This is a genomic window from Actinomycetes bacterium (genome assembly GCA_022599915.1).
GTDB lineage: Bacteria > Actinomycetota > Actinomycetes > S36-B12.
This window is the reverse complement of record JAHZLH010000019.1, coordinates 53,998-66,182: the sequence shown is the minus strand read 5'-3', so window position 1 is coordinate 66,182 and position 12,185 is coordinate 53,998. Positions and strand designations below refer to the sequence as shown.

Here is a 12,185-nt window from a genome sequence, read left to right as displayed (position 1 = left end):
GAAGCGGGAATCAATGAGTTACCTCAAGATTTCCTCAATTTCGGGTTTGCTGGCTTGTCCGACCGGCTTGAAATGCGACATACATGTGAAAGAGCGGCGGTTAGACGAGCATCCCGAAAATGGCGATTCGGTTGAACTCGGTGTGCTCGGGAGGAAGAACGATGATGCAGTTGCGCAGCGTTCGGCGGGCTCTCCTCTTCTTCGCCGCTATCGCGCTCATGCTCTCTCCCGGATACGCCGCACAAGCCACAACTACCCACGCCGATAACCGCGGCCATCATCATCCGGAGACCAACCACCGGCCGAGCTCTCCTGATCGGGTGCCGCCGGGCCATGGTGTCGGCAAACCCGACAAGGCCGAGAAGGATGATCGGCCGCAGCCCGGTCAGAACGGCGGCGGTAACGGCAACGGCAACGGCAACGGCAACGGCAACGGCAACGGCAACGGCAACGGCAAGAGTGAGCCGCCTGGCAGTCCTGGCAAAGGTGACAACACCCCAGCCTCTCCCCCTACCGCAGCACCAGCAGTTACGGCACCGGGGTCGGTCACCGGCCTGAAAACGGCGAAGCGCTACACGCAGCGAAGCCTGAAATCTGCGGCTACTGCCGGCGGCAAGGTTCAGCTGCCGATTCCGGTGCCTGTTACCACTCACACCACCGTGAGCAGTATTCGCTGGCGGTCTGCAGTTACCAAGACGGGACGACCGGTTACTGATTGGACGAACTGGCGAAAAGTCCCCCTGGTAGACCGGAACATGGCCACGGTTTCGATCCAGCTGTCGTCGTACCGCGAACTAGTCGCCCGCGCCGGCGGCCAACGCCTAACTGTTCAGTTGCGGTGGGCAAACTCCGTCGGTATGGGTCCGATCCGAAGCGCCTCGATTCGAGTGCCACGATCGGTCCGCAACCCGCAACGCGTCGCCATAGCCACCCCAGGAATTGATGCTCGGGCCAGCAGGATTCTGCCAACGGTGCAGCCTCCCACGAGCGCAGGTCCCTATAAATTCCTGGCTCAGCGACAAGGCCGACCCATCGCTTTTTCGCCCTGTCGACAACTAAACGTTGTCGTCAATCTCGCCCATGCTCCTTCCGGCTCGTATGAGTTAGTGGCGGAAGTCGTCGCCACCTTGCGCGCAGCAACTGGATTGGCACTGACACTTGCCGATGAGACATCGGAAACACATCGCGGTCGACGGGCACCGGTGCAACCGGAACGCTACGGACCGCGGTGGGCACCCATCTTGATCTCCTGGGCCGAGGCCACTTCGGTGCCAGCTTTTCACGATCGGCAACAGCCGATTATTGGGCTGGCTAGCAACCACGAAGCAGGCAAGCGCAAGTCACGCAGCCTGGTGACCGGACAGGTCACGATGAACGCCGACTACTTCGCCGAACCAGATCGGCAGGCACTGCACGCCGAGACCCTGCTGCACGAGCTCGGCCACGTACTCGGACTGGCCCATGTATCGGACTCACAGCAAGTGATGAATGCAGCCGTAGGCGGCGGTGCGTCATTGGGCTCGGGAGATTCGGCCGGTTTGGCTCTCCTTGGCCAAGGACGCTGCACTCCCCAACTGTGACGAGTCCTAAGGGTGAGCGCTGCACCACTTCTGGCGACTGATACCCCGCATGTTGGGGTTACGTGACCGCTAGGGTGTTGATGGTTAAAGGAGAGTCCATGCCTCGCAAAATCGTCCTGATCGTCGCTGCCGCGGTTGTTCTCAGCCTGACAGCACCAGCGGCCGCAGCCGAACCGAGCGATAGCGGTGAGCGAGTGCGGCTCGGTCCAACTGCGGCGACGCTGACTGCCGATAGCAAGCCGAGCAAGCAGCAGGTCAAGCGCATCAAGTGGCGGGCCTGCTCTGCGAAAGCGCTGGAAGGACTCGAGTGCGCCCGCTACACCGTGCCGCGGGACTGGGATGAACCCAACGGGGACACCTACCGGCTCAAGGTCTACCGGCTGAAATCCGATGGCAAGCGCAGCAAAGTCAAAGGCACTCTCTTCATCAATCCGGGCGGCCCCGGCTTTGGCGGAGTGGGCTACATCGGTGTCGTGGCACAAAGCAATCGACTTCGTGAGCACTTTCATATCGCCACCTGGGATCCCCGCGGCGTCCCCAACTCTGAGCCGGTGCTCAACAACTGCGCTGGCCAAGTCGGTGGTGCTGATCCGCTACCTGCCACTGGACCCTTCACCTGGCGACAGATGGTGGCATCGGTGAATAACATCTTCGGGCCAGCGGCTGCCTACTGCTATAACAACAGCCTGGACTGGGTGGAGTACATCGGCACCAACAACGTGGTGCAAGATCTGGATGCACTCCGAGCAGCAGTCGGCGACAAGAAACTCACCTACCTCGGCGGCAGCTATGGCACCACCATTGGCAAGGTCTATGCGCAGCGCTATCCCGATAGCGTGCGAGCGGTCATGTTGGACGGTGTTACCCAGCCAAATCTGACCGTCCCGGATTACGCGGTAGACAACGGGCGCGCCGGCAGACAAGGATTCCGCTACTTGCAACGCAATCTGCCCGCAAGTGTCTACACCGGATACCTGGCACTGAACGATCTACTGGCAACCAACGTGATTACCTTGGCCACAGGCGACATCGTGACCCGCGCCGAGTTGTGGAATGTCACGCTGATGGCCATGCGCGGCCCGCAAGGCGCCCAGGACCTCGCGTCCACTGTCTGCGGTCTGGTTTCCGCACTCGGACTGCCTGGCTGCGAGGACCGGGTTGTTGCTGCTAGCGACGCTGCCATCAGTCGAGCGTTCGCCAAGGCTGGGCGTACCGGACCGCCCAATGACATGCTCACCCGATTGATCAACTGTGTTGATTTGCGGGGGCGGCCATCGGTTTCTCAGATCGCTGCCGGGGTGGCAGACAACGATACGACCTCGCCGGCTGGGCAGACTGGTGGTACCAACGGATCCCAGTTCGGCTCCATGTGTCGCGGACTGCCAGCACCGGTGGATCCGTTGCCCGCCTTCGACAGCAAAGTCCGCAGCAAGACGCCCCCGCTTTTGCTGTCCGGCAAGTACGACATTGCGACCCCGTTCACTGGGGCGAAGCAAACCCGTTCTTGGTTTCCCGGTAGTCGGCTGATCTCGGTGGATACGTCGTTCCACGTGCTGTTCCCGGCCCCGACATCGTGTATCAACAAGCCAGTCAATCGCTATCTGATCAAGCAGAAGTTGCCAAAGCAGAACATCAACTGCGAGTACCCGTTTCCGGTGCAATAGCCCCCGTGCCCGCGAGGGCAGCGAAAAGACGGGTGACTTCCGCTCGCCTTAGTCGTCATTCCCCGCGCCGACAATCCGACGCGCGCGTTTAGTTACGCCACGCACCGCATCGCCTGCCACCGCGGTCGGGTCGATCTTGATCGATTCGGTGAGGTCGACGTTGTCTCTGATAAACGCCGCCAACCGGGCTGGGTCGACTTGATCGCGGGCGATACCGAACACGTCCACCTGATCAAGCACCTCCGGCACGGTGCGGGAGAAGTCAATTCGATCGATGGCAATCTCGGTGAGATCGACCGCGTCGAGGCTAGCGCCAACTACCCGCGGCAAGTCCATGGCATCAATGGCGAACTGCGTCATGTCCATCTGAGCGACTGTAGCTTCCAAGACTCGACGGATGTCCACGTTGTCGATGGCTACCTGGGTGAGGTCAATCTGTTCCATCACCAGTTCGATGGTCTCCGGCAATACGCCAGCGACGGCAGCCGCCGCTTCGTGTTCGGAATCGGCCCGCAGCCGACGACCACGCTCCGCCAGCGGTTCAGTCACCCGCTGCAGCAGCTCCATACCCACACCGGAAAGTCCAGCGGCAGGTGCGGCTGCCGGCGCCAAGGCCGCAGTCAGGATCGGGTTGAGCCGACGACGAAGCGAGTTTGCCACCCGCTCAGCGGCTTCCAACCCAACGTCCACGGCGCCTAAGGCCACGTCCATCACTGGTTCGGCGGGCAACTCACCACCTGGTCCCGGTACGACTTGCTCCTGACCGGTGGTGAATCGACCGGCGCCGGCAAGTCCGAGCAGCGCAACGCCAATACTGCGCCGTAACTGCGGACCCGGCCATTCCCGGTTCGAGTTCGCACCGCTGTTCGGGGCCGGCGAGATCGGTTCGGGCTGCTGAGGCTGATTGGTTGACTGGGACTGCCGGGCAGTTGCGGAATCCGAGCGAGCCGCCTTGGCTGGTTTTTCCTCCTGACCCTGCCCGGAGGCAGCGGCCGAAGACTTGGCAGCGGATTTCGCAGAGCGGGCGCCTTTCCGCTTGCTCGCTTTCTTGCCTGTCGACTTCGACGCAGGCTTACCCGCACGACCACGGGAGGTCTTAGTTGTTGTGCGCTGCGCCATCGATCGTCCTCTACAGTCGGCAAGCGGAAATGGCAGTCACCAAGATGCCACGCCCGCCTAGTTCCACCAGTTGGTCCATGATCCGATGGGCCTGATTCTTCGGCACTACCGCTCGGACTGCCGCCCAGCCCTCTTCATGCAGTGGCGATACCGTGGGCGATTCCAAGCCCGGGGTGAGTTCGCAGGCTTTCTCCACGTGCTGCAGCGGGATGTCGTAGTCCACCAAGACGTAGTTACGAGCAGTTAACACCCCCTGCAGGCGACGTATGAAGGTGTCTACCTCGGCGTCGGCGGGAGCATCCGCACGGCGAATCAGCACCGCCTCACTGATCAGCACGGGCTCACCCACCAACTCCAAGCCAGCCTGCCGCAAGGTAGTTCCGGTATCGACCACATCCGCTACCGCATCCGCCACTCCCAACCGCACGGCGTTCTCCACCGCGCCATCTAGTGACACCACCTCAGCGGTGAGGCCGACTGCAGTCAGGTAGGCCTGCAATAGTTCGGGGTAGGAGGTGGCGATTCTTCGTCCGGCCATACCCGCAACATCAGCCACCGTTCCCGCCGGCGCTGCCAGCCGAAACGTAGACGGGGCAAAACCCAGCTGCAGTACCTCGTCGGCCTCAGCCCCCGAGTCGGCCAGCATGTCCCGACCGGTAATTCCAAGGTCCAAAATCCCGGAACCGACGTAGGTGGCGATGTCTCGCGGTCGCAGTAGGAAGAACTCCACGCCGTTTTCGCGGTCGGTGATCACCAGATCTCGCGGATTTCGACTGCCACGATAGCCAGCCTCAGCGAGCATCGCCTTAGCTGGTTCGGACAACTGACCCTTATTGGGCAGCGCAACTTTCAGCATCCCGCCTCACAGACATTCGTAGACGTCGGACAATGACACACCCTGGGCAACCATTAACACTTCCAAGTGATAGATCAACTGAGAAATCTCCTCTGCGGTGCGCTGTGGACCCTCGTATTCGGCCGCCATCCAGACCTCGGCCGCCTCTTCCACGATCTTCTTACCGATCTCGTGTACCCCTGCATCCAGGAGTTCCACAGTGCGGGATTCCGCGGGCCGCTCTTGGGCGCGCTGCTGAATCTCGGCAAACAGTACCTCAACAGTTTTCACGACAGCTCCCTAAGACGGTGTGAAACCAGAATAAGGCCGTTTTGCGCTGCCGATGTCCTGCAGGGTGATTGCTGTGGCCAATGCCGCGGCTACCGCCTCGCCACCTTTGTCCTCGGTGCTGCTCGGCAGCCCGGCCCGGTCTAGGGCCTGCTCAATCGTGTCGCAGGTCAATAATCCGAAGCCCACCGGCACGCCGCTATTGAGCGCCACTTGGGAAAGCCCCTCGGTAGCGGCGTTGCACACATAGTCAAAATGCGGGGTACCGCCGCGAATAATCACGCCTAGGGCAACCACCGCGTCGAAGTCTGCTTGCGCTGCTCGTTGCGCGGCGACGGGCAGTTCGAATGAACCGGGAACCCGAAAAACCTCCACCGTGGCACCGGCTTGCTTCGCTTGCCGCTGGGCACCAGCCAACATCCCGGACATCACCTCGTCATGCCAGGACGCCGCCACCACCGCGATTCGCATTCCAGTTGCTTCGACGTCCCGACCGGCCGCCCCTGCTCCACTCATCACCACTCCTGCGCAATCTCGTGACCCATGCGCTGCTGCTTGGTGCGCAGGTAGCCCTGGTTGTACTCGTTATGACCCACTACCAGCGGGATCCGTTCCACGATGGAAATACCGTAGCCCTCTAAACCAGCCCGCTTGGCGGGGTTATTGGTGAGCAATCGCACGGTGCGCACACCGAGGTCTGCCAGGATCTGGGCACCGGTGCCGTACTCGCGGGCGTCCGCGGGTAGCCCCAAGTCGAGATTGGCGTCCACAGTGTCGCGACCGCCGTCCTGCAACCGATAGGCGTGCAGTTTTTGGAGCAGGCCGATGCCGCGCCCCTCGTGGCCGCGCAAATACAACACAATGCCGCGCCCCTCATCCGCCACCGCCTTAAGGGCGGTGTGTAACTGCGGCCCACAATCGCAGCGCACCGAGCCCAGCGCATCACCGGTCAAACATTCGGAATGCACTCGCACCAGCAGATCCTGACCGTCACCAACGTCACCAGCAACCAGCGCAATGTGGTCCTGGCCGTCGATCGTAGAGCGATAGCCAACGGCTCGGAAGTCGCCGAACTCGGTCGGCAACTGGGTTTCGACTACTCGTTCCACCTGGGTTTCCGTTGTGCGGATGTAGGCGATCAAGTCCGCGATGGAGATCATCGGCAACCCGTGCTCGTTGGCGAACTCCCGACATTGCGGGGCTCGCATCATCGAACCGTCCTCATTGACCAATTCGGCAATAGCACCCGCCGCAGTCAGGCGAGCTAGGCGAGCAAGATCCACGGCCGCTTCGGTGTGTCCCGCCCGCCGCAGCACACCGCCAGGGACCGCCCGCAACGGAAAGACATGTCCGGGTCGAGTCAGTTCCCACGACTCGGTGGCGGAATCCGCCAAAACCTTGATGGTGTGCGCCCGGTCTGCGGCGGAAATACCGGTGGTCACTCCGTCACGAGCATCTACCGACACGGCGTACGCGGTCTGCTTGGCGTCTTCGTTCACCACAGTCATCGGCGGCAACTCCAGCCGATCTAGTTGATCCGCTGGCATCGGTACGCACACCACGCCGGAGGTGTATCGGATCATGAAGGCAGTGAGATCCGGGGTGGCCCGACTTGCGGCGAAGATCAAGTCGCCTTCGTTCTCGCGGTCGGCATCATCCACGACCACAACGGCTTCACCTCGGCCGATGGCGGCCACCGCCTCGCTCACGGGATCCAGCACGACATCGGCATCGGAATCAGCCGCAGGTGCTGCGGCACTGGGCTGGATAGTGTCCGGCTCGTCGTCATCAGATTCCGCGAACAGTCGATCGGCAGGGATCATGAGTCCGCCCCTGGCAGCAACCGCTCCACGTACTTGGCGAGCACATCGACCTCCAAGTTGACGTCATCCCCGACTGATAGTCCGCCGAGGGTGGTGTGTTGCAAGGTAGCGGGAATCAGCGCGACCCGAAACCACGAGCCACGCTCATCATCTCCTATTGCAGCCACGGTCAGCGAAACGCCTTCCACCGCGATCGAGCCCTTCTCCACGGTGTAGCGGGCCAAGTCTGGTGACAATCCGATGGTGATTTCGTCAAAGTCACCGCTAGGTTCCCGTTGCAACACCGATCCGGTCCCGTCCACGTGGCCCTGCACGATATGACCACCGAGAGCGGTAGCAGGAGTAGCCGCGGGCTCCAGGTTCACCGCGGAGCCAGACGCTAGACCCCCTAGTGTCGAACGCCGCAATGTTTCAGCCATCACATCGGCAGTAAATCCATCTGACTGCTGTTCAGCCACGGTGAGACAGACACCATTCACAGCAACGGAGTCGCCCAGTTGGGCGCCATCCAGTACCTGCTCCGCAGCCACGGTCAACCGCACCTGGCCAGTTTCCAACGGTTGCAGGCGGGATATCCGACCCACTTCGCGCACGATTCCGGTGAACACGATCAGCCCCTTTCCGGGTCAGTTCCCGGCTCCATGTCGATGCGAACATCTTCCCCTACTTGCCGGACGTCGGTAACGGTGAACCGCAATGCCGCGTCGATGGTCGCGATCCCCAACGATGGCACTACTTCACGTCCTGCACCCAACAAGGCGGGCGCGGTGTACCACGTGATGGCGTCAATTAGTCCTGCTCGCAGGAACGCCCGCGCCAAGGTAGGACCACCTTCCAGCAACACACTGTGGGCGCCCCGACGGAACAGTTCGGCGAGCGCGTAGCCAGGCTGCCGGTTGGGAATATGAACAAAGTTGGACATCGGTTCGGCCATCCGCGCCTTGGCAGCAGCCGGTACCGCTCGCTGCCCCACCACCACGCGAAGTGGCTGCGGCACCGACTCAGCCGGGTCGGCTAGTCGCACCGTAAGTTCCGGATCATCAGCAAACAGCGTGCCGTTTCCCACCATCACTGCGTCTACCTGTGCCCGCAGTTGGTGGACATCCGCGCGGGCGGCGGGACCGGTTATCCACCGACTGCTGCCATCTACTGCGGCTACGCGGCCATCCAGCGTGGCAGCGGTCTTCCACCGCACATGCGGCCGCTGGTGGGTCATGGCGAAGGTCCAAGTCGGGTTGACCGCCCGGGCGGATTCTGACGCCAACCCGCCTTCCGCCTGAATCCCGGCAGCCCGCAGGGCTGCAGCACCACCCGCCGCTTCCGGGTTGGGGTCGGCTTGCGCAAACATCACCCGAGCCACGCCAGCATCGATGAGCGCCTGACTACAGGGTCCAGTCCGACCGGTGTGGTTGCAGGGTTCCAGCGTTACCACCGCCGTAGCCCCATGGGCAGCAGCCCCAGCAGCCCGCAAGGCCACGATCTCCGCATGCGGCGCTCCGGGGCCGTCGTGCCAGCCTTCCCCCAACGGTTCGCCAGCAGCCGACAGGATTACGCAACCAACCCGCGGGTTGGGTCGCGGATCGGGCGACTGCCGGGCCAGATCGAGGGCCCGCTGCATGGCTTCAGAAATCTCCACACCGTCATTGTCGCGTCAGGTAGCCCCGAGACACCAATTCCGGCATTAGTTGCGCTCGGGCGGTCTTACCTGCGGCGGCGCGTTGTCGGCGCTGCACAAGTCAATCTGAGTAGGCTTCCGTAGCCATGGCGCGCAGCTTTCGAACAGTTTCATCGGGATCGTCCGTGTCGAACACGGCAGAACCAGCCACGAACACGTCTGCACCAGCTTCGGCACAGATGCCGATCGTGTCTGCGGAGACGCCACCGTCTACTTGCAGCCACACATCCACGTCGCTGCCGGCGATGAGATCCCGCGCCTTGCGGATTTTTGGCACCACCACGTCGAGGAACTTTTGCCCACCAAATCCTGGTTCCACCGTCATGATCAACAACATGTCAATCTCCGGTAACAAGTCAGCGAACGGTTCTACCGGGGTCGCCGGCTTGAGTCCCATCCCGGCTCGAGCGCCTTGGGCGCGCAACTCTCGAGCGAGGCGAATAGGTGCACGCGCCGCCTCGGCATGGAAAGTGACCGACTTGGCGCCAGCCTCGGCATAGGCGGGCGCCCACCGATCGGGGTCTTCGATCATGAGGTGGCAGTCAATCGGTTGGATGACATGTTGCAGCAGTGAATCCACCACCGGCAATCCCAGTGTCAGATTGGGCACGAAGTGGTTGTCCATCACGTCTACGTGCAGCCAGTCCGCCGAGGAGACCCGGCGGCACTCGTCAGCTAGTACGGCGAAGTCACTGGCCAAGATGCTTGGCGATATCTGCATGCCCACGAGGGCAGGCTATAGCGATGAGTTGCAGATCGCAGGTCTTGTCAGTCGTTGGCGCGGTTCTTGTCGCCGCACTTCGCCACTGAGCCACCCAATCCCTTGGCCACTTGGCCGCTGGGAGCCGTGGGCGCATGATCGCCAGAAACTCGGGGTCAACCGCGGCGCTGCAGGACAGCCAGATACATCCCGTCGGTGTCATGCCGATGTGGCCACAACCGCACCGCATACCCAGCTGTTGCATCCGGTACCTCAGGGAGTAACTCGGCTGCCGGGAGTTGCCGCAATTCATCATGCTGGGTCAACGCTGCGGCAATGATGTCATCAGTTTCAGCGAGGTGGGGTGAGCAGGTGATGTAGCCGATTACGCCACCCGGCCGGAGCAGCGCGACCGCGTGATTCAGTAACTCCGTTTGCAATTGCCGCAGCCCAGGCAGGTCCGCCGCAGTTCGCCGCCAACGCAGTTCCGGGCGGCGGCGCACCGCGCCGATCCCGGTGCAAGGGGCATCGAGCAGAATCCGACTGAAACCAGCACCGGCGGTCAGCTCGCGACTATCGGCAACCAGTACTTCCGCTTCGGAGTCTGGTGGCAGCGCCTGCCGAACCAACTCCGCCCGATGCGAATGCTGCTCCACCGCCACTAGCTCTGCCTGCTTTTGGGCCGCCAATCCGGCCAGGATTGCGGTTTTGCCGCCCGGGCCGGCGCACATGTCTAGCCAACGGTCATCTGTGCCGGTCACTTCGGCTCGGGACCACGCCAGCGTCACCAACTGACTGCCTTCATCTTGTACCCCCACGCGACCGTCCCGCACCGTGGCGATCCGACCCGGATCTCCAGAGTTGCGCACCGCCCATGGTGACCATTGCCCTGGCTCCCCCTCAGCCATGGCTAATAAGTCGGCGGTATCCATGCGACCCGGTCGAGCCACCAACGTCACCGGTGCCGCTCGGTTGTTGGCCGCCAACAACTCGGGCAGTTCCGCTCGGGCCTGTTGCGTGGCCAGTGAATCAGCCAAGGCGGTTCCGATCCAGCGCGGGTGAGACTCGGCGGCAAAGGTATGGCCGTCGGGGTCTTGCTGCGGGTCAGGCGGAATCTGCTGCAGCCACTCGGTCAAATCGGTACCTGCGATGCGGCGTAGCACTGCATTGACAAAGCCGGCCGCACCGGAGCGACCCACTCGACGAATCATCGCGGCACTGGAGTTGACAGCAGCGTAGTCCGGAACTCGCATGGCCAGCAGTTGGTGAGCCCCTAATCGCAGCACATCCAGAACTCGCTCATCGATCTGCGCCAGTGGCCGACTGGAGCACAACGCAATGATCGCGTCATAGCGACCTTGCAGTCGTAGCGTGCCGAAGGCCAACTCGGTAGCGAAAGCCGCATCGGTGCCACCAAGCGAACGCTCTTTGAGTAGCTTCGGCATGGCCAGATTTGCGTAGGCCTGCTGGTCAGCAACCTGTCGCAGCAGCGAGTAGGCGACCAGTCGGGGTTGGTCTACTTCAGCAGACGGGGAGCCCCGCCGACGCGACCGGGATGGACGGCGACTCATTGCATCGCATCCCCGGTCGCATCCGCAATGCCACGTAGCCAATCGGCAGCCGCCATCCGTTTCTTGCCAGCAGCTTGCACCTCGCCCAGTTGCAGCGGGTGGGTACCGGTCCCGATCTGCCAGGTGTTGCGGCCGGCTGGCTGTAGTTCACCGGGGGGCAGCGAATCGGCTTCCCGCAGCAACTCCGCGGTAAAGATCTTCACCCGGTCGTCACGAAAAGTGGTCCAGGCAACGGGAGCGGGATCAAGTGCTCGTAACTGTCGCTCGATGGCCATCGCCGGCAAGGTCCAGTCAATGCGCGCATCAGCGACCGTGATCTTGGGCGCCAGACTGACGCCCTCTGCTGGTTGCGACTGCGCGACCAACTGTCCAGTCTCGATGCCGTCTAAGGTGGCGAGCAGTAGATCAGCACCCGATTCCGCCAACCGCTCCAGGACCTCCCCGGCAGTATCACTCGGCTGTAACGGCTCCACCAGCGTGCCGAAGATGGGACCGGTGTCCAGACCTTCTTCCAAGCGGAAGGTGCAGGCTCCGGTGACATCGTCCCCGTGCCAGATTGCGTACTGCACCGGGGCCGCTCCCCGCCAGGCAGGCAACAACGAGAAGTGGAGATTAATCCAGCCGTGGGTCGGGGTTGCCAGCGCCGCCGGTGGAATTAACCCGCCATAGGCAACCACCGGAGCCGCGTCCGGTTGCAGCTCAGCCAACTCTGCGAGGAAGTCTTCGTCGCGGACCGTGGACGGCTGCAGTACCGGGATGTTGGCGTCATCAGCAAGCAGCGCGATCGGCGACCTGGACAACTTTTTCCCACGTCCAGTGCGGGCATCCGGGCGGGTCAATACTGCGGCTACCTCGTGACTGGAGTCAATGATGCGCTGTAGCGACGGAACCGCTGTCTGCGGGGTGCCAGCGAAGACGAGTCTCATTGGG

The 12,185-nt window shown here is 62.4% G+C and carries 12 protein-coding genes; 2 read left to right on the top strand and 10 right to left on the bottom strand.

From position 1 onward, the window contains the following. Window positions 1-161: 161 nt before the first annotated feature. Both K0U62_03520 and K0U62_03515 read left to right on the top strand, forming a co-directional pair. A complete protein-coding gene (locus tag K0U62_03520) occupies window positions 162-1,580 on the top strand; it encodes a hypothetical protein (protein MCH9800589.1) in 1,419 nt (472 codons plus the stop codon). A 98-nt stretch (window positions 1,581-1,678) separates the two neighbouring features. Then, window positions 1,679-3,244, top strand: coding sequence for an alpha/beta hydrolase (locus tag K0U62_03515; protein ID MCH9800588.1), 1,566 nt, complete (start codon window positions 1,679-1,681; stop codon window positions 3,242-3,244). A gap of 48 nt (window positions 3,245-3,292) precedes the next feature. Here the strand turns inward: K0U62_03515 and K0U62_03510 are convergent, their stop codons facing one another. The 10 genes from K0U62_03510 to fmt all read right to left on the bottom strand — a co-directional run bounded on the left by K0U62_03510 (window position 3,293) and on the right by fmt (window position 12,181). Further along, the gene (locus K0U62_03510) at window positions 3,293-4,363 is read right to left on the bottom strand and encodes a hypothetical protein (protein ID MCH9800587.1); all 1,071 of its coding nucleotides are present in this window, start codon (window positions 4,361-4,363) and stop codon (window positions 3,293-3,295) included. Between the two features lie 10 nt (window positions 4,364-4,373). Next, window positions 4,374-5,219, bottom strand: a complete 846-nt coding sequence (hisG, locus tag K0U62_03505; GenBank protein MCH9800586.1) for an ATP phosphoribosyltransferase — start codon at window positions 5,217-5,219, stop codon at window positions 4,374-4,376. A gap of 6 nt (window positions 5,220-5,225) precedes the next feature. Continuing rightward, window positions 5,226-5,489, bottom strand: a complete 264-nt coding sequence (locus K0U62_03500; protein ID MCH9800585.1) for a phosphoribosyl-ATP diphosphatase — start codon at window positions 5,487-5,489, stop codon at window positions 5,226-5,228. Between the two features lie 9 nt (window positions 5,490-5,498). After that, window positions 5,499-6,002 carry a 6,7-dimethyl-8-ribityllumazine synthase gene (gene ribH, locus K0U62_03495; protein ID MCH9800584.1) on the bottom strand — a complete coding sequence of 168 codons (504 nt, stop codon included), beginning with the start codon at window positions 6,000-6,002 and terminating at the stop codon, window positions 5,499-5,501. Further along, window positions 6,002-7,207: a bifunctional 3,4-dihydroxy-2-butanone-4-phosphate synthase/GTP cyclohydrolase II gene (locus tag K0U62_03490; GenBank protein MCH9800583.1), complete on the bottom strand. Its 1,206-nt coding sequence runs from the start codon at window positions 7,205-7,207 to the stop codon at window positions 6,002-6,004. The genes ribH and K0U62_03490 overlap by 1 nt, the downstream gene beginning before the upstream one ends. 98 nt (window positions 7,208-7,305) lie before the next feature. Then, the gene (locus K0U62_03485; protein ID MCH9800582.1) at window positions 7,306-7,917 is read right to left on the bottom strand and encodes a riboflavin synthase; all 612 of its coding nucleotides are present in this window, start codon (window positions 7,915-7,917) and stop codon (window positions 7,306-7,308) included. A 2-nt stretch (window positions 7,918-7,919) separates the two neighbouring features. After that, the gene (gene ribD, locus K0U62_03480; GenBank protein MCH9800581.1) at window positions 7,920-8,927 is read right to left on the bottom strand and encodes a bifunctional diaminohydroxyphosphoribosylaminopyrimidine deaminase/5-amino-6-(5-phosphoribosylamino)uracil reductase RibD; all 1,008 of its coding nucleotides are present in this window, start codon (window positions 8,925-8,927) and stop codon (window positions 7,920-7,922) included. Window positions 8,928-9,045: 118 nt separating this feature from the next. Then, complete coding sequence (gene rpe, locus K0U62_03475) at window positions 9,046-9,711, bottom strand: ribulose-phosphate 3-epimerase (GenBank protein ID MCH9800580.1); 666 nt, start codon at window positions 9,709-9,711, stop codon at window positions 9,046-9,048. Between the two features lie 149 nt (window positions 9,712-9,860). Next, the gene (locus K0U62_03470) at window positions 9,861-11,255 is read right to left on the bottom strand and encodes an rRNA cytosine-C5-methyltransferase (protein ID MCH9800579.1); all 1,395 of its coding nucleotides are present in this window, start codon (window positions 11,253-11,255) and stop codon (window positions 9,861-9,863) included. Next, the gene (fmt, locus tag K0U62_03465; protein MCH9800578.1) at window positions 11,252-12,181 is read right to left on the bottom strand and encodes a methionyl-tRNA formyltransferase; all 930 of its coding nucleotides are present in this window, start codon (window positions 12,179-12,181) and stop codon (window positions 11,252-11,254) included. Before fmt ends, K0U62_03470 begins: the two co-directional genes overlap by 4 nt. Window positions 12,182-12,185: the final 4 nt, after the last annotated feature.